Here is a 19,606-nt window from a genome sequence, read left to right on the forward strand (position 1 = left end):
ATCTAGGAGAAAGCAAATGAGAGTTTCGGCTTCCGTCAAGAAGATCTGCCGCAACTGCAAGATCATCCGCCGCAAGGGCGTGGTCCGCGTGATCTGCACCGATCCGCGGCACAAGCAGCGCCAGGGCTGAATTTAGAGGACTGAACATGGCACGTATCGCAGGCATCAACATCCCGCCGCACCAGCACGCCGAAATCGGCCTGACGGCGATCTTCGGCATCGGCCGCACGCGCGCTCGCAAGATCTGCGAGCTGACGGGGATCCCCTATTCCAAGAAGGTGAAGGACCTGTCCGACACCGACCTGGAAAAGATCCGCGACCAGATCGCCCAGTTCACGATCGAGGGCGACCTGCGCCGCGAGACCACGATGAACATCAAGCGCTTGATGGACATCGGCTGCTACCGCGGCTTCCGCCATCGCCGCGGCCTGCCGATGCGCGGCCAGCGCACCCGCACGAATGCACGCACCCGCAAGGGTCCGCGCAAGGCCGCCCAGGCCCTGAAGAAATAAACGGGAAAGTAGAGAACATTTATGGCCAAGGCTCCCGCCAGCAACGCCGCGCAGCGAGTGCGCAAGAAGGTCCGCAAGAACGTTTCAGACGGTGTCTGCCACGTTCACGCGTCCTTCAACAACACCATCATCACCATCACCGACCGCCAGGGCAACGCGTTGTCCTGGGCCTCGTCGGGTGGCCAGGGCTTCAAGGGCTCGCGCAAATCCACCCCGTTCGCCGCCCAGGTGGCTTCGGAAGTGGCCGGCCGCGCCGCGATGGAGCAGGGCATCAAGAACCTGGACGTCGAGATCCGTGGCCCTGGCCCGGGCCGCGAGTCCTCGGTGCGCGCGCTCGCCGCGCTGGGCATCCGCATCACGTCGATTTCCGACGTGACGCCGGTCCCGCACAACGGTTGCCGCCCGCAGAAGAGGCGTCGTATTTAAGGCGAAGGACACGGCCTGCCGCAGGCTGGCCGTGTTTAGGTCCGTTTCTCGCTGGCATCTACGGGTGCCAGCTCCCGCGGCAACAGGCCGCGGTAGTCGTTTAAAGGAAAGAGAAAAGTGGCACGTTACCTCGGCCCCAAGGCCAAACTCTCCCGCCGTGAAGGCACCGACCTGTTCCTGAAGAGCGCCCGCCGCTCCATCAGCGACAAGGCGAAGTTCGACTCCAAGCCCGGCCAGCACGGCCGCACTTCCGGCCAGCGCACGTCCGATTTCGGCCTGCAGCTGCGCGAGAAGCAGAAGGTCAAGCGGATGTACGGCATCCTGGAAAAGCAGTTCCGCCGCTACTTCGAGGAAGCCGACCGCCGCAAGGGCAACACCGGCGCCAACCTGCTGTTCCTGCTGGAATCGCGCCTGGACAACGTCGTCTACCGCATGGGCTTCGGCTCGACCCGCGCCGAAGCACGCCAGCTGGTGAGCCACAAGGCCATCACGGTGAACGGCAAGCCGGTCAACATCCCGTCGTACCTGGTCAAGACCGGCGACGTGATCAGCGTGCGCGAAAAGTCGAAGAAGCAGAACCGCGTGGTCGAAGCCCTGCAGCTCGCCACCCAGGTCGGCCTGCCCGCTTGGGTCGAGGTCAGCGTCGACAAGGCCGAAGGCACCTTCAAGAAGGTCCCGGACCGCGACGAATTCGGCGCCGACATCAAGGAAGCGCTGATCGTGGAGCTGTACTCGCGGTAACAGACGATAGCGAGGCTGCTTGTCGCAGCCTCGCACTTGATTTTTATTTCCCCGGTGACGGGGCCCCAACCTTACCGGTGTAACGAGCCGGGGGTATTGAGAGGAAAGAGCCCGCATGCAAACCAACCTGCTGAAACCCAAATCCATCAACGTGGAACAGCTTGGCGTGAACCGCGCCAAGGTGACCCTGGAGCCGTTCGAGCGTGGCTATGGCCATACGCTGGGCAACGCGCTGCGCCGGGTCCTGCTCTCGTCGATGCTGGGTTACGCGGCGACCGAGGTCACCATCGCCGGTGTCCTGCACGAGTACTCGTCCATCGACGGCGTGCAGGAAGACGTGGTCACGATCCTGCTGAACCTGAAGGGCGTGGTCTTCAAGCTGCACAACCGCGACGAGGTCACCCTGTCGCTGCGCAAGGACGGTGAAGGCATCGTCACGGCCGCCGACATCCAGACGCCGCACGACGTCGAGATCATCAATCCCGACCATGTCATCGCCAACCTGTCGCAGGGCGGCAAGATCGACATGCAGATCAAGGTGGAGAAGGGCCGCGGCTACGTGCCCGGCACGATGCGCCGTTATGGCGACGAGCCGACCAAGTCGATCGGCCGCATCGTCCTCGACGCCTCGTTCTCGCCGGTCAAGCGCGTGAGCTACACGGTCGAAAGCGCCCGCGTCGAGCAGCGTACCGACCTCGACAAGCTGGTGATGGAGATCGAGACCAACGGCGCGATTACCGCGGAAGACGCCGTGCGCGCCTCCGCCAAGATCCTGGTGGAACAGCTCGCCGTGTTCGCCCAGCTGGAAGGCAGCGAACTGGCCGCGTTCGACGCGCCGGTGCAGCGCAGCTCGCAGCAGTTCGACCCGATCCTGCTGCGCCCGGTCGACGAGCTCGAGCTCACCGTCCGCTCCGCGAACTGCCTGAAGGCCGAGAACATCTATTACATCGGTGACCTGATCCAGCGCACCGAGAACGAGCTCTTGAAGACCCCGAACCTGGGCCGCAAGTCGCTCAACGAAATCAAGGAAGTGCTGGCTTCGCGCGGGCTGACCCTTGGGATGAAACTGGAATCGTGGCCGCCCGCCGGCCTGGATAAGCGTTAAGGCGATAACGAGGCTGCGGGTGCGGCCTCAACTTGCAGTACCTGATACGGCTGCAGGCAATACAAGGAAAGGAACACACCATGCGCCACGGACACGGTCTCCGTAAACTCAACCGCACTTCCGAGCACCGCCTCGCGATGCTGCGCAACATGATGAACTCGCTGCTGCAGCACGAGGCGATCAAGACCACGGTCCCCAAGGCCAAGGAACTGCGCCGCGTCGTCGAGCCGATGATCACGCTGGCCAAAGAGCCGACGGTCGCCAACAAGCGCCTCGCCTTCGACCGCCTGCGCGACCGCGACATCGTCACCAAGCTGTTCGCTGAACTGGGCCCGCGCTACAAGGCGCGTCCGGGCGGCTACACCCGCATCCTGAAGATGGGCTTCCGCGTCGGCGACAACGCGCCGATGGCGCTGGTCGAACTGGTCGATCGCCCCGAGCCCACCGAGGCTTCCGGCGAGCAGGCCGCCGCTGAATAACATATAATCATGGACTTGACGCGCGGTGGAGCAGCCTGGTAGCTCGTTGGGCTCATAACCCAAAGGTCGCAAGTTCAAATCTTGCCCGCGCAACCACCAACACGAAGAGAGCCGCAAGAGCTCACAACGAACGCCCACCTGCCAGTGGGCGTTTTTTTTTGGCTCAGGCCTTGGCGCGGGTGCCCACGATGGCCGCGCCCACGATCAACGCGGCGGCGAGCGCAATGCTCCACGTGAACGCCCGTCCGGTGACGGCAAGCAGCAAGCTGGTGGATGCGAGCGGTGTGATGTAGCTCAGCACGCCGATCTGCCGCGGGTCGCCGCCCTTCAGCGCTTTGTCCCAGAGGAAGAAGGCGGCCCCCAGCGGCCCGAGTCCCATCACGGCGATCAGCAGCCAGTCCCGCCCCGAGAGGTCCGCGTTCGGCTCCAGTGCGGCATGGCAAGCCAGAGACAGGAGCCCTGACACCAGACCGAACAGCCCGATGGCCGCCGTCGGAAAGGCCGGCACGCGCTTGGTCCCCAGCGAATAGGTGGCCCACAGAAATGCGGAAGCCAGCGCCGGCAGGTAGCCCCACGACCAGCCTCCGCTGGCCTCGCGCCCACCCAGGATGGCAACGGCGGCACCTGCGAATCCCGCCAGCGCCGCCCCGACGTGCGCACCCGTCAGCCGCAGACCGGGCAGGATCACCGGCGCCAGCACCACGATCAGCAGCGGCCACAGGTAGTTGACCAGGTTCGCTTCGACTGCGGGCGCATGGCGCAGCGCGATGAACAACAGGAAGTGGTAGCCGAACAATCCGTAGATGCCCAGCGCCAGCGTCCGGGGCGGCACCCTCCAATGGCGCGCCAGCGGCCACGCCGGCACGCTGCCGATCACCAGCGCCAGGCCCGTCAGCAGGAACGGCGGGACATGGTTCAGCGCCACACCCAATGTGGCGAGGCTGGCCCACAGTGCAATCGCGGCAAGGGCGTAGAGATTGGGGTGCATGCGGCCGAGCTTAAGCGCGACCGCCATCGCGTGACGCCGAAGCGTCGTCGCGAATCGCCGGTCAGCGGCCCGTTCGCCGCAACGCCGCCGTCAGTGCGGAGGGTGACCGATAGCCGGTGCGGCGGGCGACTTCATGCACCGGCAACCCGCCCGCGCGGAGCTGCCGCGCGAGCGCCAGGCGTTGGTGGCGCAGCCATTCCTGGGGCGCCATGCCGTTGGCTTCGTGGCAGCGCAAGGCGAACTGGCTGGGACTGAGGAATACCCGCTGTGCCAACTGCGCGACTGTGAGCGGTGCGTGCCATTGCGTGGCCGCCCACACCGACAACGCCTGCCAGTCGATGCGGCGTCTATTGGCCCGGGCCGGTGGCACGAACGGACGCCACGCTTCGAGCAACAGGCTGGGCCCATGGAGCCGCGCCAGCGGCTGGTTGCGCTGCAACGCTTGCGCGAGAAAGTGCGCGAGCGGAGCGACCTGCGCGGCGCAGTGAGGAGCCGGAGCGCACTGAGACCAGAGGCCGACGTCGGTGTCCAGCACCAGGCACTCGCTGCCCTGGACCGCTTCGAAGTCATGCCGGTCGCCAGGAGCGACGAGCAGGCCTTCACCCGCCCCCACGCGCTGCCCGCGCCCATCCACCTCCAGCTCCAGCACCCCGCGCAGGCCCACGAGCACCTGGAAGTGGTCGTGCGAATGGCTGCCCATGGCGGCGCCATAGTGCCGGACCGAAAGCTGCTGCATCGCCATGCCCATGTTCAGTACCAGAAGAACCAGATCGCGCCGGCGAGCAATCCCCAGCCCACCCATGCGGGCAAGCCGCCGGGGCCGCCGTCGCCAGCCAGGTCAAACGCATTGCGCAGGAAGCGGTTGAAGCCCGTTGCCCGGGGATCTCCGCGCATCAGCCTCAGTTTTTCGCCGGCCGGCCGGGCTTGCCGCGGGAGCGCCGCGCGCAGCGCTTCCTCGGCCCGGTCCAAGACCGGCCGCAGGTCCAGCACTGACGGCACCACCACGGCGTGATGGCAATGCTCACAGCGCAGCGTGTGCGTCGGCTCCAGCGGTGCGCCGCAGCCGCGGCAGGGCCACGCGACGCGTTGCGCTGATTCCTCGGGCAGCACCTCCGCATGCCGGATCAGCAACGCCGCCATCAGCCGCGGCATGTCGATCACCACCAGCGGGCTGTCGCAGTACGAACATTGGCCCGGCCCCTGGATCGGGCCGCCGCAATTCAGGCAGCAGGGCGTGCGCTTTTCTTCCTGGAGCGTCTTCAGGTCCGCATGCGACAGCGGCCGCACCAGGCCGCGCTCGGCCAACAACAGGGTGAAGGTCTGCAAGTGGCCGTGCCGGCGCGGACATTCCAGCGAGGCGAAGCGGCCGAAGCGCGTGAGGTTGTGCACCGGCTTCAGGTTCAGACGGCATCGTGGGCATTCGAGCTGGGGCTTGAGCGGCGCCGCGCCGCCTTCCATCGCGGCCTGCATGCGCCGCAGCAGCGTCACCCAGCCCAGCCCCGAGAGGCGGACCGACTCGAACTCATCGAACCAGATGACGTTGCAGTGCGGGCAGAGGTCGGTGGCGACCTCCCGGCCATAGTGGCTTTCCAGGTCAAAAGCCTGCATGGGCCGCGCGCACTGCGGGCAGGCCGGCGCATGCAGGGCCAGCGAAGGCTCTGCGGCGCCGGTGTTCATTCAGCGCACGCCCGCGGAGTCATTCAAACCACGCCCGCGGAGTCATTCAAACCACGCCCGCGGCGTGGGCCTGCTGGTCGGCATGGTACGAGCTGCGCACCATCGCCCCCACGGCCGCATGCGAGAAGCCCATCTCGCGGGCCTTGGCTTCGAACATCTTGAACGTGTCCGGATGCACGTAGCGCCGCACCGGCAGGTGCGAAGTGGACGGCGCGAGGTACTGGCCGATCGTCAGCATGTCGATGCCATGCGCGCGCATGTCGCGCATCACTTCGAGAATTTCCTCGTCGGTTTCGCCCAGGCCCACCATCAGGCCGCTCTTGGTCGGGACGTTCGGGTGCAGCGCCTTGAATTTCTTCAGCAGGTTGAGGCTGAACTGGTAATCGGAGCCCGGCCGCGCTTCGCGATAGAGGCGTGGGATGGTCTCCATGTTGTGGTTCATCACGTCCGGCGGGGCGGCCTTCAGGATCTCCAGGGCGCGGTCATCGCGGCCGCGGAAGTCCGGAACCAGCACTTCGATGGTGGTGCGGGGCGACAGCGCCCGCGTCTGCCGGATGCACTCGACGAAGTGGCCAGCGCCGCCGTCTCGCAGGTCGTCGCGGTCCACGCTGGTGATCACCACGTAGTTCAGCTTCAACGCCGCGATGGTCTTCGCGAGGTTCGCCGGCTCGTTCGCGTCCAGCGGATCGGGCCGGCCATGGCCGACGTCGCAGAACGGGCAGCGCCGCGTGCACTTGTCGCCCATGATCATGAAGGTCGCCGTCCCCTTGCCGAAGCACTCACCGATGTTGGGGCAGGACGCTTCCTCGCACACCGTATGCAGGTTGTGCTCGCGCAGGATCTGCTTGATCTCGTAGAAGCGCGAGCCGGCCGAACCGGCCTTGACGCGGATCCAGTCCGGCTTCTTCAGCACTTCCGCCTGTTCCACCTTGACCGGGATGCGCGACAGCTTGGCCGCCGCCTTCTGTTTGGCGGTGGCGTCGTAGGTCTCGACGGACTGCGCTTCGCGGACGACTTCAGAGGAGGACATGGCGTTCAGGAAGCGAGAAGGCGCTCGAGCTGGTGACCCAGGACTTCCGCCGCTTCGTTCCAGGTGGTGGAAACCCCGATTGTAGAAAGGTCCACGGTTTTCAGCCCGGGGTAGCCGCAGGGGTTGATGCGCCCGAAGGGTTCCAGGTCCATCGCGACGTTCAGTGCGAGGCCGTGGTACGTGCAGTGGCGGCTGACCTTGATGCCGAGGGCGGCGATCTTGCCGAGGCCGGTGAAAATGTCATTGCGGGCTCGACCCGCAATCCATGGATCCCGGGTCGAGCCCGGGATGACAGGCTCCTCCAGCCGCGCATGCGAACCCGGGTCCGCCAGCCGCACATAGATCCCCGGCGCGCCGCGCACCCGGTGCCCAGTCACATCGTAGTGCGCCAGGGTCCGGATCACCGCCTCCTCCAGCTTGTAGACGTACTCCTTGACGAAGTAGCCGGCGCGCCGCAGGTCGATCAGCGGATAAGCGACCACCTGGCCTGGGCCGTGGAAGGTGACCTGTCCGCCCCGATTCGTGGCGATGACCGGAATGTGCCCGGCGGCCAGCACATGCTCGGGCAGGCCGGCCAGACCCTGCGTGAAGACCGCTGAGTGCTCGCAGAGCCAGAGTTCGTCGGCCGTTTCGGCGGAGCGCGCCGCGGTGAAGTCCTGCATGGCCTGGGTGGTGGGCAAGTAGTCCACGTTCCCCAGGACCCGGACCAGCATGGCTACAACACCACCTTGACCATCGGGTGCGTGCTCAGCGCGCGATACAGGTCGTCCAGCATCTCGCGGCTGGTGGCCGTCACGGTGATCGTGACGCCCAGGTAGTTGCCGGCGCGGCTGTCGCGCAATTCGACGCTGGCCGCGTCGAAGCTGGGGTCGAACTGCCGGGCGATCTGGGTGACCGCGTGCACGAAGCCGTCGGCCTTCGCGCCCATCACCTTGATGGGGAAGCGCGAGGGATATTCGATGAGCGAATCCTTGCGCGGATCCAGGGAATCAGCGGGTGGCGAGGCGAGTGTCATGTCGAAGAGCGCTTGGCCAGCTGGTAGCCGGCATACAGCTTTTCGTAGATGGGGCCCGGCTTGCCGTTTCCAATGGGCTGGCCGTCCAGCCGCGTCACCGGCAGCACCTCTTTGCTGGCATTCGAGAGCAGCAGTTCGTCCGCGCCGAACACCTCGTCACGCGTCACGCGGCGCAGCTCGAACGGAATGCCCGCGTCGCCGCAAAGCTTTTCGATCAGGCCGTAGCGGATGCCTTCCAGCACCAGGTTGTCTTTCATGGCGCCCAGCACACGGCCATCCTTCACCACCCAGACGTTCGCCGCGGCGCCTTCGCTCAGGAAGCCGTCGCGGAACATCACGGTCTCGTTGGCGCCGGCGTCGGCGCCGATCTGCCGCGCGAACACCGAGCCCAGCAGGCTGGTGCTCTTGATGTGCGCCTTCTTCCAGCGGAAGTCCTCCGCCGTGACGCAGGCCACGCCGTTCGCGCGGTCCTCCGTGCTGGGCTGGGTGATCTTGTTGGTGGTGACGAAGACGGTCGGCGTCAGGTCGGGCGGCATCACGTGGTCGCGCATCGCCACGCCGCGGGTCACCTGGATGTAGACCAGCTGGTCGGTCTCGGCCGGCGGCTTGCCGACCTGGGAGGCATACGCGGCGATCAGCCGGTCGACCAGCGCCCGCCATTCGGCCACCGACATCGGGTTGGTGATGCGGAGCTCACCCAGGCTGCGCGCCAGCCGTGCCATGTGCTCGTCGAACCGGAACGGCCGGCCGCTGTAAACCGGCACGACCTCGTAGACGCCGTCGCCGAAGATGAAGCCGCGGTCGAGCACGCTCACCTTGGCATCGCGCAGCGTGCTCATCTCGCCGTTGAGCCAGCACGGCAGCGCGGGAATCGATGATGTCGTGTTCATCCGCACATTCTCACTGCTTCACCGCCGTCGTGTGGGGCGTACCGGCGGGCCACCAGGTCTCGCCGATCTTCAGCACGAAGAAATCCTGCTCCGCCAGGCCCTGGGCCTGCCGTGCGGCGGCCAGGTCCTTGGGCGGCTGGTCCAGCGGCTCGTCGGTCAGCTCGAAGGTGCCCCAGTGAACGCCCAGGCTGCGCCTGGCGGAGAGGTCCTTGTGCGCCTGCACCGCCTCGGCCGGATTCATGTGCTGCTCGGTCATGAACCAGCGCGGTTCATACGCCCCGATGGCGAGCACGGCGAGGTCGAACAGGGACCCGTCGCGTGACCGCGGCGCCAGCCGTTCGCGCGTCTCGGCGAAGTCGGGGCTGTAGCCCGCGTCGCCGGAGTAGTACCAGCGCAGGTTGTCCGCGAACACGGCCCAGCCGCCCCACAAGGTGTGGTTGCGGTCGCCCAGGCCGCGCGCCGACCAGTGCTGCACCGGCACCAGCTGGAAATCGACGCCATGGAAACGGTGCACATCCCACCAGTCGAGCTCCAGCACGTTGAAAATGCCCTGCTGCACGAAGAAAGCCTTCAGCCCCAGCGGCACCAGGAACAGCGTACGGCCGCCTGATCGTTCGTTCAGCAGGATGACGCTGGTCCGGTCCAGGTGGTCGTAGTGATTGTGCGAGATCACGACCACGTCGATGGGCGGCAGGTCGCCGAGTGCGATGCCTGGCGGCTGGGCGCGTTTCGGCCCGACGAACGCCACGGGCGACGCCCGCTCGCTGAACACCGGGTCCGTGAGGACGTTCAGGCCGCCGCTCTGGACCAGCACCGTGGCGTGGCCGATCCAGGTGGCCGATGGGACGGCCCGTACCGCCGGTCCGCCGATCCGGCGCTCGCCGTTGGACTTCAGCAGCGCGAGCTGGGGCAGCACGGAAGCCGGCTGCTCCTGGGGTGGCGGCGGCAGATTGTCGCGCCAGGCTTGCCAGCGCCACTCCAGCAGCTGGCCCAGGGGCTTGGCCACCCGGGCCGAGTGCAGGTTGCGGAAACCGTCCGGCGTGTGGTGCGGCTTGGCGGGGTCGTAATAGGGGTTCGCGCGCAGGGGACCTCCGCAAGTGACCAAGGCGAGCAGGAACAGGACGCGGATCACCGCCACAACAGCACCGCCGCGATCGCGAGCCAGCCCAGGCCCAGGTTGACCTTCACCAGCAGCGCGATCTGGTTCATGCGCTTGCCACCCTCCGGCCAGTCGCCGGCCGCGACCGCGGCCTTCAGCCGCCGGTAGGGCGCGAAAAAGATGTGCCCGAAGATGAGCATCATCACGATGCCCAGGCCGGACATCACGTGCCAACCCATGGGTGGCCTGGCGCCGCGCGCCTGCAGCAGCAGCCAGACGCCGGTGACCAGCAGCACGGCGATGCTGGCGATCACCACCGCGAAGAAGCGCCGCAGCACCTGCGCCATGAGCGGCAGCCGCACCGGCGGCTCCAGCAAGGTGTGCGCGGCCGGACGCAGCGCGAGGACCATGAACGCCATGCCGCCCATCCAGAAAATGGCGCCGGCCAGGTGCAGGAACAGCAGGAGATCGCGCATGGGAGCCCTTCCGTGAAAACGCGATTGTGCTTGTCCGGCGCAAGACTGTTGTGACCTCTCGATGGGCCCGCCGGAAGTCGACTGGTGGAAAGGGCTGGGTTTCTACTTATAATGGGCGGCTTTTCGAAATCTCCAGGGCCCGAGCTGCGGCGGCAAGAACAATGAAAACCATGCCGCACCGACCTGAAGACAGTGAGGAAGCTTCCCCGATCAAGCCGCTGACCGCCGAAGAGGCGCGCCGGCTGCGCGAGCAAAACCCGCCGGTGTCCCCCTGGTGGGTGGTGGCGGGGCAGGCGGGGGTGGGGCTCGTGGCGGCACTCGTCGCGTGGGCCCTGACCGGAAAGCAAAACGTCGGGTGGTCCGTTGGATACGGCGCGCTGTCGGTGGTCATCCCCGCGGCGGTGTTCGCACGCGGGCTGACCGGGCGGTTCTCTTCTCTCAACGCAGGCACGGCCGCCGTCGGCTTCCTGCTGTGGGAGATGGTCAAGGTTGCCTTGTCGCTCGCCATGCTGGTGGCGGCGAACAAGGTGGTGGCGGAACTGAGCTGGCCGGCGCTGCTGGTGGGCCTGGTTCTCGCGATGAAGGTGTATTGGGTCGCGCTGGCGTTCGCGCCCCGTCCGAAGACGAACTTGAGCTGAAAGAAACATGGCTGCCGAAAACGGACCGACCGCGGGCGAATACATCGTCCACCATCTGACGCACCTGCAGAACCACAAGGCGACCAACGTCGTCGACTTCTCGGTCTTCAACATCGATTCGCTGATCTTCTCGATCGCCATGGGCGTGCTCGGGTGCTGGCTGCTGTGGCTGGGCGCACGCAAGGCCACGGCCGGTGCACCGGGCCGCTTCCAGGCGGCGGTCGAGATCCTGGTGGAGATGGTCGACACCCAGGCCAAGGGCATCGTGCACAACGCGCAGAGCCGCAAGTTCATCGCCCCGCTGGCGCTGACGGTCTTCGTCTGGATCTTCCTGATGAACGCCATGGACCTGCTGCCGGTCGACCTGCTGCCGGTCATCTGGGAAAAGATCTACGGCGCCGCCGGCCATGACCCGCACCACGCCTACCTGCGCGTCGTGCCGACCGCCGACCTGTCGGTGACCATGGGCCTGTCGGTCTCGGTGCTGCTGATCTGCCTGTTCTACAACATCAAGATCAAGGGCATCGGCGGCTGGGTGCACGAACTCTTCACCGCGCCCTTCGGTGCCCATCCGCTGCTGTGGCCGTTCAACTTCGCGATGCAGATCATCGAGTTCGTGGCCAAGACGGTGTCGCACGGCATGCGGCTGTTCGGCAACATGTACGCCGGCGAACTGATCTTCCTGCTGATCGCCCTGATGGGCGGCGCGTGGTCGCTCTCGGCCACCGGCATCGGCCTCGCCATCGGGCACATCATCGCGGGCTTCGTCTGGGCCGCGTTCCACCTGATCATCATCACGCTGCAGGCCTTCGTCTTCATGATGCTGGCCCTGGTGTATCTCGGCCAGGCGCACGACGCGCACTAGCCAACCGGTTCCCCCTGTTTTAACGTCAACCAAAGTCCTTAGGAGCTTTTCATGCAAGTTATCAGCTTTGTCGCACTGGCCGCCGGCCTGATCATCGGCCTGGGTGCCATCGGCGCCTGCATCGGCATCGGCATCATGGGCAGCAAGTACCTCGAATCGGCCGCCCGCCAGCCCGAACTGATGAACGAACTGCAGACCAAGATGTTCCTGCTGGCCGGCCTGATCGACGCCGCTTTCATTATCGGCACCGGTATCGCCCTGTGGTTCGCCACGGCCAACCCGTTCCTGGCGCAGATCGCCAACCTGCCGAAGTAATCCTTGATGAACCGCATTTGCCTTCGCGTGGACGCGGCGGAACCGGCTTTGCCGGGCTGCCTGCGTCGCCCCCTTGAGGGGGAGGCGGCGCAGCCGCAGCGGGGGTGGGGGAATTAAATGAGCATCACCGGTACCCTCATCGTCCAGATGATCGTGTTCCTGCTTCTGGTCGGGTTCACGATGAAGTTCGTGTGGCCGCCGATCGCCGCCGCGCTCGACGAGCGCGCCGTGAAGATCAAGGAAGGCCTGGCCGCCGCCGACAAGGCGCGTGCCGACCTGGCCGCCGCCGACAAGCGCGTGGAAGAAGAGCTTGGCAAGGCCCGCGCCCAGACGGCGCAGCTGCTCTCCGACGCCGAACGCCGTTCGCAGGCGATCGTCGAGGAAGCCAAGACCCGGGCCACGGAAGAAGGCGCCAAGATCGTCGCCGCCGCCCGCGCCGAAGCGGAGCAGCAGACCGTGAAGGCCCGTGAGGCCCTGCGCGAGCAGGTCGCCGCGCTGGCCGTCAAGGGCGCCGAGCAGATCCTGCGCAAGGAAGTGAACGCCGGCGTCCACGCCGAGCTGTTGAACCGCCTGAAGACGGAACTCTGAGCATGGCCGAACTCGCCACCATCGCCCGCCCGTACGCCGAAGCGCTGTTCCAGTCGGCGAAAGCCGACGTGGCCGGCACTTCGCAGTGGCTCGACGCGCTCGCCGCGGTGGCGGGCAACGCCCAGCTGCTGCAGTACGCCGGCAACCCCAAGGTCACCGACCAGCAGGTCTTCGACCTGGTGGCCGACGTGGCCAAGGTGCAGTTGCCGGAAGCGGGCAAGAATTTCCTGCGCACCGTCATCGAGAACGGCCGCCTGGCCGCGCTGCCCGAAGCGGCGCTCCAGTTCCGCGCCATGAAGAACGCGCAGGGCGGCTCCTCGGATGCCATTGTCTACAGCGCTTTCCCCATCGCGGCCTCCGCCCTGGGCGAAGTCGGCGTGGCGCTGGAAAAGCGGTTCGGCCGCAAGCTCAACGTGACCGTGCAGGAAGATCCTTCCCTCATCGGCGGAATCCGCGTGGTGGTCGGCGACGAGGTGCTCGACACCTCCGTCAAGGCCCGCCTGGAACAAATGAAAGTTGCGCTGACGGCTTGAAGCCGCCTCAGCCCACACCAAGTACGAAGGAAGAGTCATGCAACTCAATCCCGCTGAAATCTCCGAGCTGATCAAGAGCCGGATCGAAGGCCTGGCGGCCAGCGCCGACATCCGCAACCAGGGCACCGTGATCTCCGTGACGGACGGCATCGTCCGCGTGCACGGCCTCTCGGACGCCATGGCCGGCGAAATGCTGGAATTCCCGCCCACGCCGGACGGCACGCCCACCTACGGCCTCGCGCTGAACCTCGAGCGCGACTCCGTCGGCGCCGTGATCCTGGGCGAGTACGAGCACATCTCCGAAGGCGACACCGTCAAGTGCACGGGCCGCATTCTCGAAGTGCCCGTGGGCCCCGAACTCGTCGGCCGCGTGGTCAACGCGCTCGGCCAGCCGATCGACGGCAAGGGCCCGATCAACGCCAAGATGACGGACGTGATCGAGAAGGTCGCCCCGGGCGTGATCGCGCGGAAGTCGGTCGACCAGCCGGTGCAGACCGGCCTGAAGGCCATCGACTCCATGGTGCCGATCGGCCGGGGCCAGCGCGAGCTGATCATCGGCGACCGCCAGACCGGCAAGTCCGCCGTGGCGGTCGACACGATCATCAACCAGAAGGGTCAGAACATGACCTGCGTGTACGTCGCCATCGGGCAGAAGGCGTCCACGGTCAAGAACCTGGTGCGCGCGCTCGAGCAGAACGGCGCGATGGAATACACGATCGTCGTCGCCGCCACGGCGTCGGAGTCGGCCGCCATGCAGTACGTCTCGGCGTACTCCGGCTGCACGATGGGCGAGTACTTCCGCGACCGCGGGCAAGACGCGCTGATCATCTATGACGACCTGTCCAAGCAGGCTGTGGCCTACCGCCAGGTCTCGCTGCTGCTGCGCCGCCCGCCGGGCCGCGAAGCCTACCCCGGCGACGTGTTCTATCTCCACAGCCGCCTGCTGGAGCGCGCCGCGCGCGTCAACGCCGACTACGTGGAAGCCTTCACCAAGGGTGAAGTCAAGGGCAAGACCGGCTCGCTCACCGCACTGCCGATCATCGAGACGCAGGCCGGCGACGTGTCCGCGTTCGTGCCGACCAACGTGATCTCGATCACCGACGGCCAGATCTTCCTGGAGACCTCGCTGTTCAACTCGGGTGTCCGGCCCGCCATCAACGCCGGTATCTCGGTGTCGCGCGTCGGTGGCGCCGCCCAGACGAAGCTGATCAAGGGCTTGTCCGGCGGTATCCGTACCGACTTGGCGCAATACCGTGAGCTGGCCGCGTTCGCGCAGTTCGCCTCCGACCTCGATGCGGCCACGCGCAAGCAGCTGGATCGCGGCGCGCGCGTGACGGAGCTGCTGAAGCAGCCGCAGTACAGCCCGCTGTCCATCTCGATGATGGCCGCCTCGCTGTTCGCGGTGAACAAGGGCTACTTCGACGACCTCGACGTCAAGAAGGTGCTGGCGTTCGAAAGCGGCCTGCACGCCTGGCTGAAGGACAAGAACGCTGCTTTGATCTCCAAGCTGGAGCAGAACAAGGCGCTGGACAAAGAGTCCGAAGCCGAACTGGCCGCCGCCATCGAAGCCTTCAAGAAGACCTTCGCCTAAGGCGCCGGCCCCACCACACAAGGAACGGCAATGGCAGCAGGCAAGGAAATCCGCGGCAAGATCAAATCGGTGGAAAACACCAAGAAGATCACCAAGGCCATGGAAATGGTCGCCGCCTCCAAGATGCGCAAGGCGCAGGAACGCATGCGTTCGGCCCGGCCCTACGCCGAGAAGGTGCGCAACATCGCCGCCAACCTCGGCAAGGCCAACCCCGAGTACACGCACGCGTTCATGAAGACGAACGACGCCAAGGCGGTCGGGATCATCGTGGTCTCCACCGACAAGGGCCTCTGCGGCGGCTTGAACACCAACGTGCTGCGCGCGGTCACGCAGAAGCTGCGCGACCTGCAGGGCGATGGCCAGCAGGTGCAGACGGTCGCCATCGGCAACAAGGGCCTGGGCTTCCTGAACCGCATCGGCGCGCAGGTGGTGTCGCATGTCACCCAGCTGGGCGACACGCCGCACCTCGACCGCCTGATCGGGCCGGTCAAGGTGCTGCTGGACCAATATGCGGCGGGCAAGCTGAACGCCGTGTACATCGGCTACACGAAGTTCATCAACACCATGCGCCAGGAGCCGGTGCTCGAGCAGCTGCTGCCCCTGTCGGCCGCCAAGATGGAAGCCGAATCGAAGGCGGCCGGTGGCGAGCCGGGCTGGGACTACATCTACGAGCCGGACGCGCAAAGCGTCATCGACGACCTGCTGCTGCGTTACGTCGAGGCGCTGATCTACCAGGCGGTGGCCGAGAACATGGCTTCCGAACAGTCCGCCCGCATGGTGGCCATGAAGGCCGCCACCGACAACGCCGGCAGCCTGATCGGCGAACTCAAGCTGGTCTACAACAAGACGCGCCAGGCCGCGATCACGAAAGAGCTTTCGGAGATCGTGTCTGGGGCGGCCGCGGTCTGACCGCACTGATTTGAATATTTAGGAGAGCAACACATGGCTCAAGTCCAAGGAAAAATCGTCCAGTGCATCGGCGCCGTCGTCGACGTCGAGTTCCCGCGCGAGCAGATGCCGCGCGTGTACGACGCGCTCAAGATGGAAGGCACCGCGCTGACCCTGGAAGTGCAGCAGCAGCTGGGTGACGGCGTGGTCCGCACCATCGCGCTGGGCTCGTCCGACGGCCTGCGCCGCGGCTCCATGGTCTACAACACCGGCAACCCGATCACGGTGCCCGTGGGCAAGGCCACGCTGGGCCGCATCATGGACGTGCTCGGCAACCCCATCGACGAGCGTGGCCCGGTCGACCAGACGCTGACCGCGTCGATCCACCGCAAGGCCCCCGCGTACGACGAACTGTCGCCCTCGCAGGAACTGCTGGAAACCGGCATCAAGGTGATCGACCTGATCTGCCCGTTCGCCAAGGGCGGCAAGGTCGGCCTGTTCGGCGGCGCCGGTGTCGGCAAGACCGTGAACATGATGGAGCTGATCAACAACATCGCCAAGGCGCACTCCGGCCTGTCGGTGTTCGCCGGCGTGGGTGAGCGCACCCGCGAAGGCAACGACTTCTATCACGAGATGGCCGACTCCAAGGTCGTCGACCTGGACAACCTGGCCAACTCCAAGGTGTCGATGGTCTACGGCCAGATGAACGAGCCCCCGGGCAACCGCCTGCGCGTCGCGCTGACCGGCCTGACGATCGCCGAATCCTTCCGCGACGAAGGCCGTGACGTGCTGTTCTTCGTGGACAACATCTACCGCTACACGCTGGCCGGCACCGAAGTGTCCGCACTGCTGGGCCGCATGCCTTCCGCCGTGGGCTACCAGCCGACGCTGGCCGAGGAAATGGGCCGCCTGCAGGAGCGGATCACGTCGACCAAGGTCGGCTCGATCACCTCGATCCAGGCCGTGTACGTCCCCGCGGACGACCTGACCGACCCGTCGCCCGCCACCACCTTCGCCCACCTGGACGCCACCGTGGTGCTGTCGCGCGACATCGCCGCGCTGGGCATCTACCCCGCCGTGGATCCGCTGGACTCCAACAGCCGCCAGGTCGACCCCAACGTCGTCGGCGAAGACCACTACTCCACGACCCGCGCCGTGCAGCAGACGCTGCAGCGCTACAAGGAACTGCGCGACATCATCGCCATCCTGGGCATGGACGAACTGTCGCCGGAAGACAAGCTGGCGGTGGCCCGCGCCCGCAAGATCCAGCGCTTCCTGTCGCAGCCGTTCCACGTGGCCGAAGTGTTCACCGGTTCCCCCGGCAAGTACGTCCCCCTGGCCGAAACCATCCGCGGCTTCAAGATGATCGTGGCCGGCGAGTGCGACCACCTGCCCGAGCAGGCGTTCTACATGGTCGGCACCATCGACGAAGCCTTCGAGAAGGCCAAGAAGCTGGCTGCGTAACCATGGTGGATACCACCCACACCATCCACGTCGACGTCGTCTCCGCCGAAGAGAGCATCTTCTCCGGCGAGGCGAAGTTCGTCGCGCTGCCGGGTGAAGCCGGCGAACTCGGGATCTACCCGCGCCACACGCCGCTGATCACGCGCGTGAAGCCCGGTTCGGTGCGCATCGAGAAGGTCGACGGCACCGAGGAGTTCGTGTTCGTCGCCGGCGGCATCCTGGAAGTCCAGCCGAACCGCGTCACCGTCCTGTCCGACACCGCCATCCGCGGCAAGGACCTCGACGAGGAAAAGGCCAACGAAGCCAAGCGAGCGGCCGAAGAGGCGCTGAAGAACGCGAAGAGCGAGATCGACATCGCCAAGGCCACGTCCGAGCTCGCCGTCATGGCGGCGCAGCTGGCGGCCTTGCGGAAGTTCCGGCAGAAAAGATGACAGTGACATTGGGGACAGACCAGGGTAGCGAAGCGATCTGCTCTGTCCCCAACTGACTAGAACCGACCGATCAAGAAGAAGTAAGCGTGACTTGAAATAAGCGTCAAAAGAACCGACGCGCTCTGGCCCTCGTCGCAAGACGAGGGCTTTTTTCTTTACTGGGGTTTCGCCAGGGAATGCATCAGAGGCGGCACTTCGGCCGCCAGTTCGCGCGCCAGGAATCCCAGTCCACCGTGACGCTGTTCAAGCAACTCGCCCGCGCGCGCATGCAAGGCGACACCCCACGCGGCGGCCTGCTCGGGCGTCGCTCCGCGTGCGACCAGCCCCACCACCAAGCCGGCCAGCACGTCGCCCGAGCCCGATGTGCCGAGCCCCGGGCACCGCGACGAATGCCGCCAGACTTTCCCTGTGGCGCTGGCGATGCAGGTGTCCGCGCCCTTCAGTGCAACCGCCGCATTCCACCGTGACGCGAAGCGCGCGACGCACGCTTCAGGCGCGGCCAGGATCGCCTCCTTGGATTCACCGGTGAGGTGCGCCATCTCGCCCGCATGCGGAGTCAGCACGGCGGCCTGCCGCAACGGGGCCAGCCCCAGCACGCAATCCATGGCCAGCGCATCCAGCACGACGACGCCCTGCATGAGCCGGGGCAGCAGCCCCGCCAGGAAAGCCACGGTGGCCTCGCCTCCCGTCATGCCGGGACCGAGCAGCGCGGCAGCCGCGCCCTCCGCCACTTCCTCCAGCAGGATCAGGCCCTCGACGCGCAGTTCGCCCTTCTCCGACTCCGGCAACGCAATCACGCGTGCTTCCGGCATGGCGATGGCGACGGTCTGAGCGGCCGACTGCGGCGTCGCCACCACCAGCTTGCCGGCGCCCGCGCGCAAGGCCGCAGTGGCGGCGAGCCAGGCCGCGCCGGGCATCTCGCGGCTGCCGGCCACCACCAGCACGCGGCCGCGGCTTTCCTTGTCCCCCTCGGCATCGACCGTGGGCAGCGGCCAGCGCCGCAGCAGCGCATCGTCGATGGCGGTGATGCCGGCCGGCGCCGTCATGGCTTGGGCGCCGCCTGCGCGTCGGGCGCCACCGTCACCGGGGCACCGGCCTCGACGAGCGGGGCGATGAAGTTGACGCGGTCCGGCGCCAGCTGGTGGCCATCGGACGCCAGCCGGTAGGACGTGATCGAGCAATTGGGCACGTCGCCCAGCTTGTCGATCGCCAGGATCTGCTGTTCGTCGAGGTTCTCGACCAGATAGCGCATGCAATTCACGATGACCTGGTGCGCCACCACGAGCACGCGTTCGCCACCGTGCTCGCGCGTCATCATCTCGGTCAGGCTGCGCAGCCGCAGGATCACGTCGCACCAGCTCTCGCCGCCCGGCGGGCGGAAATAGAACTTGCCCACGTGGTGGCGCTGGGCATCGAGCTCTGGAAATTTCTGCACGATGCCGTGCCGCGTGAGGCGGTCCAGCACGCCGAACTCCTTCTCGCGCAGCCGCTCGTCCACGCGCAACCTCACGTCCGTGCCTTCACGCAGCCCGGCCTGCTCGAGGATCAGGCGTGCGGTTTCCCGGGCCCGTACGTAGGGCGAGCACAGCACCACCTGCGGCCGCTCCGGCGCGGGCAGGTCGCGAAACCAGCGGCCGAGCGCGATGGATTGCTCGATGCCGAGGTCCGACAGGGGCGTGTCGATGTCGCGGAATTCGATGTCGATCAGCGCCAGGCCCGCGGCCTCGGCCGCATCGCGCGCGACGTTCCCCGCGCTCTGACCATGGCGCGCGATCCACAGTGTCTGGGGCCAGCCTTCCTTCACCCGCCGAGTGTCGGCGGCCGCCACGGCCGCGCTTGTCGAAGGAACTCGGGA

The 19,606-nt window shown here is 66.5% G+C and carries 26 protein-coding genes and 1 tRNA gene; 16 read left to right on the forward strand and 11 right to left on the reverse strand.

Annotated features, from left to right (window positions below; all coding sequences use genetic code 11):
* Nucleotides 1-16: 16 nt before the first annotated feature.
* The 7 genes from rpmJ (at nt 17) to FN976_RS18255 (ending at nt 3,359) form a co-directional block, all read left to right on the forward strand.
* Complete coding sequence (gene rpmJ / locus FN976_RS18225; protein WP_011481465.1) at nt 17-130, forward strand: 50S ribosomal protein L36; 114 nt, start codon at nt 17-19, stop codon at nt 128-130.
* A gap of 16 nt (nt 131-146) precedes the next feature.
* Nucleotides 147-512: a 30S ribosomal protein S13 gene (gene rpsM / locus FN976_RS18230; RefSeq protein WP_145894472.1), complete on the forward strand. Its 366-nt coding sequence runs from the start codon at nt 147-149 to the stop codon at nt 510-512.
* Between the two features lie 21 nt (nt 513-533).
* Entirely contained in the window at nt 534-938 is a 405-nt protein-coding gene (gene rpsK, locus FN976_RS18235; protein WP_145894473.1) for a 30S ribosomal protein S11, read from the forward strand.
* Nucleotides 939-1,055: 117 nt separating this feature from the next.
* Complete coding sequence (rpsD, locus tag FN976_RS18240) at nt 1,056-1,679, forward strand: 30S ribosomal protein S4 (RefSeq protein WP_145894474.1); 624 nt, start codon at nt 1,056-1,058, stop codon at nt 1,677-1,679.
* 115 nt (nt 1,680-1,794) lie between these two features.
* The gene (locus tag FN976_RS18245; RefSeq protein WP_145894475.1) at nt 1,795-2,784 is read left to right on the forward strand and encodes a DNA-directed RNA polymerase subunit alpha; all 990 of its coding nucleotides are present in this window, start codon (nt 1,795-1,797) and stop codon (nt 2,782-2,784) included.
* A gap of 80 nt (nt 2,785-2,864) precedes the next feature.
* Nucleotides 2,865-3,263, forward strand: a complete 399-nt coding sequence (rplQ, locus tag FN976_RS18250; RefSeq protein ID WP_145894476.1) for a 50S ribosomal protein L17 — start codon at nt 2,865-2,867, stop codon at nt 3,261-3,263.
* A 19-nt stretch (nt 3,264-3,282) separates the two neighbouring features.
* Nucleotides 3,283-3,359, forward strand: a tRNA-Met gene (locus tag FN976_RS18255).
* Nucleotides 3,360-3,426: 67 nt separating this feature from the next.
* On the opposite strand, the gene FN976_RS18260 is transcribed toward FN976_RS18255, so the two are convergent.
* The 9 genes from FN976_RS18260 to FN976_RS18300 all read right to left on the reverse strand — a co-directional run bounded on the left by FN976_RS18260 (nt 3,427) and on the right by FN976_RS18300 (nt 10,438).
* Complete coding sequence (locus FN976_RS18260; protein WP_145894588.1) at nt 3,427-4,251, reverse strand: DMT family transporter; 825 nt, start codon at nt 4,249-4,251, stop codon at nt 3,427-3,429.
* A gap of 61 nt (nt 4,252-4,312) precedes the next feature.
* Complete coding sequence (locus FN976_RS18265) at nt 4,313-4,999, reverse strand: AraC family transcriptional regulator (RefSeq protein ID WP_145894477.1); 687 nt, start codon at nt 4,997-4,999, stop codon at nt 4,313-4,315.
* A 2-nt stretch (nt 5,000-5,001) separates the two neighbouring features.
* Nucleotides 5,002-5,928, reverse strand: a complete 927-nt coding sequence (locus FN976_RS18270; RefSeq protein ID WP_145894478.1) for a TFIIB-type zinc ribbon-containing protein — start codon at nt 5,926-5,928, stop codon at nt 5,002-5,004.
* 46 nt (nt 5,929-5,974) lie between these two features.
* The gene (gene lipA / locus FN976_RS18275; protein WP_145894479.1) at nt 5,975-6,958 is read right to left on the reverse strand and encodes a lipoyl synthase; all 984 of its coding nucleotides are present in this window, start codon (nt 6,956-6,958) and stop codon (nt 5,975-5,977) included.
* A 5-nt stretch (nt 6,959-6,963) separates the two neighbouring features.
* Complete coding sequence (gene lipB / locus FN976_RS18280; protein WP_145894480.1) at nt 6,964-7,671, reverse strand: lipoyl(octanoyl) transferase LipB; 708 nt, start codon at nt 7,669-7,671, stop codon at nt 6,964-6,966.
* Between the two features lie 2 nt (nt 7,672-7,673).
* Nucleotides 7,674-7,973 (reverse strand): YbeD family protein, encoded by a 300-nt coding sequence (locus FN976_RS18285; protein WP_145894481.1) that lies wholly within the window; start codon nt 7,971-7,973, stop codon nt 7,674-7,676.
* Entirely contained in the window at nt 7,970-8,863 is an 894-nt protein-coding gene (locus tag FN976_RS18290) for a D-amino acid aminotransferase (RefSeq protein ID WP_145894482.1), read from the reverse strand. The genes FN976_RS18285 and FN976_RS18290 overlap by 4 nt, the downstream gene beginning before the upstream one ends.
* A gap of 10 nt (nt 8,864-8,873) precedes the next feature.
* Nucleotides 8,874-10,001, reverse strand: coding sequence for an MBL fold metallo-hydrolase (locus tag FN976_RS18295; RefSeq protein WP_255440566.1), 1,128 nt, complete (start codon nt 9,999-10,001; stop codon nt 8,874-8,876).
* On the reverse strand, nt 9,992-10,438 hold the full coding sequence (locus FN976_RS18300; RefSeq protein ID WP_145894483.1) for a CopD family protein: 447 nt from the start codon (nt 10,436-10,438) through the stop codon (nt 9,992-9,994). Before FN976_RS18300 ends, FN976_RS18295 begins: the two co-directional genes overlap by 10 nt.
* 161 nt (nt 10,439-10,599) lie before the next feature.
* Between FN976_RS18300 and FN976_RS18305 the strand changes: the two genes are divergently transcribed.
* From FN976_RS18305 to FN976_RS18345, 9 genes are all read left to right on the forward strand, one after another.
* Nucleotides 10,600-11,076: an ATP synthase subunit I gene (locus FN976_RS18305; RefSeq protein WP_145894484.1), complete on the forward strand. Its 477-nt coding sequence runs from the start codon at nt 10,600-10,602 to the stop codon at nt 11,074-11,076.
* A 7-nt stretch (nt 11,077-11,083) separates the two neighbouring features.
* Nucleotides 11,084-11,941, forward strand: coding sequence for a F0F1 ATP synthase subunit A (gene atpB, locus FN976_RS18310; RefSeq protein ID WP_145894485.1), 858 nt, complete (start codon nt 11,084-11,086; stop codon nt 11,939-11,941).
* A gap of 51 nt (nt 11,942-11,992) precedes the next feature.
* Nucleotides 11,993-12,256 (forward strand): F0F1 ATP synthase subunit C, encoded by a 264-nt coding sequence (atpE, locus tag FN976_RS18315; protein WP_145894486.1) that lies wholly within the window; start codon nt 11,993-11,995, stop codon nt 12,254-12,256.
* 117 nt (nt 12,257-12,373) lie between these two features.
* Complete coding sequence (locus FN976_RS18320; protein WP_145894487.1) at nt 12,374-12,844, forward strand: F0F1 ATP synthase subunit B; 471 nt, start codon at nt 12,374-12,376, stop codon at nt 12,842-12,844.
* Nucleotides 12,845-12,846: 2 nt separating this feature from the next.
* Nucleotides 12,847-13,377, forward strand: a complete 531-nt coding sequence (locus FN976_RS18325; RefSeq protein ID WP_145894488.1) for a F0F1 ATP synthase subunit delta — start codon at nt 12,847-12,849, stop codon at nt 13,375-13,377.
* 37 nt (nt 13,378-13,414) lie between these two features.
* Nucleotides 13,415-14,968 carry a F0F1 ATP synthase subunit alpha gene (gene atpA / locus FN976_RS18330; RefSeq protein ID WP_145894489.1) on the forward strand — a complete coding sequence of 518 codons (1,554 nt, stop codon included), beginning with the start codon at nt 13,415-13,417 and terminating at the stop codon, nt 14,966-14,968.
* Between the two features lie 30 nt (nt 14,969-14,998).
* Nucleotides 14,999-15,877 carry a F0F1 ATP synthase subunit gamma gene (gene atpG, locus FN976_RS18335; protein WP_145894490.1) on the forward strand — a complete coding sequence of 293 codons (879 nt, stop codon included), beginning with the start codon at nt 14,999-15,001 and terminating at the stop codon, nt 15,875-15,877.
* 33 nt (nt 15,878-15,910) lie between these two features.
* Entirely contained in the window at nt 15,911-17,320 is a 1,410-nt protein-coding gene (gene atpD, locus FN976_RS18340) for a F0F1 ATP synthase subunit beta (protein WP_145894491.1), read from the forward strand.
* A 2-nt stretch (nt 17,321-17,322) separates the two neighbouring features.
* Nucleotides 17,323-17,751, forward strand: coding sequence for a F0F1 ATP synthase subunit epsilon (locus tag FN976_RS18345; RefSeq protein ID WP_145894492.1), 429 nt, complete (start codon nt 17,323-17,325; stop codon nt 17,749-17,751).
* A 155-nt stretch (nt 17,752-17,906) separates the two neighbouring features.
* Here FN976_RS18345 and FN976_RS18350 read toward each other — a convergent pair whose 3' ends face one another.
* Together FN976_RS18350 and FN976_RS18355 are read right to left on the reverse strand one after the other, a co-directional pair.
* Entirely contained in the window at nt 17,907-18,797 is an 891-nt protein-coding gene (locus tag FN976_RS18350; protein WP_145894493.1) for an NAD(P)H-hydrate dehydratase, read from the reverse strand.
* A complete protein-coding gene (locus tag FN976_RS18355) occupies nt 18,794-19,579 on the reverse strand; it encodes a histidine phosphatase family protein (RefSeq protein ID WP_255440569.1) in 786 nt (261 codons plus the stop codon). The genes FN976_RS18350 and FN976_RS18355 overlap by 4 nt, the downstream gene beginning before the upstream one ends.
* Nucleotides 19,580-19,606 lie beyond the last annotated feature (27 nt).

The organism is Caenimonas sedimenti (genome assembly GCF_007833165.1).
In the GTDB taxonomy this organism is placed as follows: Bacteria; Pseudomonadota; Gammaproteobacteria; order Burkholderiales; family Burkholderiaceae_C; genus Ramlibacter; species Ramlibacter sedimenti.

Excerpts from the sequence above, each read along its gene's own strand:
- rpmJ (WP_011481465.1), top strand. The coding sequence starts at position 17 with ATGAGAGTTTCGGCTTCCGTCAAGAAGATCTGCCGCAACTGCAAGATC.
- rpsM (WP_145894472.1), top strand. The coding sequence starts at position 147 with ATGGCACGTATCGCAGGCATCAACATCCCGCCGCACCAGCACGCCGAA.
- rpsK (WP_145894473.1), top strand. The coding sequence starts at position 534 with ATGGCCAAGGCTCCCGCCAGCAACGCCGCGCAGCGAGTGCGCAAGAAG.
- FN976_RS18245 (WP_145894475.1), top strand. The coding sequence starts at position 1,795 with ATGCAAACCAACCTGCTGAAACCCAAATCCATCAACGTGGAACAGCTT.
- rplQ (WP_145894476.1), top strand. The coding sequence starts at position 2,865 with ATGCGCCACGGACACGGTCTCCGTAAACTCAACCGCACTTCCGAGCAC.
- FN976_RS18260 (WP_145894588.1), bottom strand. The coding sequence starts at position 4,251 with ATGCACCCCAATCTCTACGCCCTTGCCGCGATTGCACTGTGGGCCAGC.
- FN976_RS18265 (WP_145894477.1), bottom strand. The coding sequence starts at position 4,999 with ATGGGCATGGCGATGCAGCAGCTTTCGGTCCGGCACTATGGCGCCGCC.
- FN976_RS18270 (WP_145894478.1), bottom strand. The coding sequence starts at position 5,928 with ATGAACACCGGCGCCGCAGAGCCTTCGCTGGCCCTGCATGCGCCGGCC.
- lipA (WP_145894479.1), bottom strand. The coding sequence starts at position 6,958 with ATGTCCTCCTCTGAAGTCGTCCGCGAAGCGCAGTCCGTCGAGACCTAC.
- lipB (WP_145894480.1), bottom strand. The coding sequence starts at position 7,671 with ATGCTGGTCCGGGTCCTGGGGAACGTGGACTACTTGCCCACCACCCAG.
- FN976_RS18285 (WP_145894481.1), bottom strand. The coding sequence starts at position 7,973 with ATGACACTCGCCTCGCCACCCGCTGATTCCCTGGATCCGCGCAAGGAT.
- FN976_RS18290 (WP_145894482.1), bottom strand. The coding sequence starts at position 8,863 with ATGAACACGACATCATCGATTCCCGCGCTGCCGTGCTGGCTCAACGGC.
- FN976_RS18300 (WP_145894483.1), bottom strand. The coding sequence starts at position 10,438 with ATGCGCGATCTCCTGCTGTTCCTGCACCTGGCCGGCGCCATTTTCTGG.
- FN976_RS18305 (WP_145894484.1), top strand. The coding sequence starts at position 10,600 with ATGAAAACCATGCCGCACCGACCTGAAGACAGTGAGGAAGCTTCCCCG.
- atpB (WP_145894485.1), top strand. The coding sequence starts at position 11,084 with ATGGCTGCCGAAAACGGACCGACCGCGGGCGAATACATCGTCCACCAT.
- atpE (WP_145894486.1), top strand. The coding sequence starts at position 11,993 with ATGCAAGTTATCAGCTTTGTCGCACTGGCCGCCGGCCTGATCATCGGC.
- FN976_RS18320 (WP_145894487.1), top strand. The coding sequence starts at position 12,374 with ATGAGCATCACCGGTACCCTCATCGTCCAGATGATCGTGTTCCTGCTT.
- FN976_RS18325 (WP_145894488.1), top strand. The coding sequence starts at position 12,847 with ATGGCCGAACTCGCCACCATCGCCCGCCCGTACGCCGAAGCGCTGTTC.
- atpA (WP_145894489.1), top strand. The coding sequence starts at position 13,415 with ATGCAACTCAATCCCGCTGAAATCTCCGAGCTGATCAAGAGCCGGATC.
- atpG (WP_145894490.1), top strand. The coding sequence starts at position 14,999 with ATGGCAGCAGGCAAGGAAATCCGCGGCAAGATCAAATCGGTGGAAAAC.
- atpD (WP_145894491.1), top strand. The coding sequence starts at position 15,911 with ATGGCTCAAGTCCAAGGAAAAATCGTCCAGTGCATCGGCGCCGTCGTC.
- FN976_RS18345 (WP_145894492.1), top strand. The coding sequence starts at position 17,323 with ATGGTGGATACCACCCACACCATCCACGTCGACGTCGTCTCCGCCGAA.
- FN976_RS18350 (WP_145894493.1), bottom strand. The coding sequence starts at position 18,797 with ATGACGGCGCCGGCCGGCATCACCGCCATCGACGATGCGCTGCTGCGG.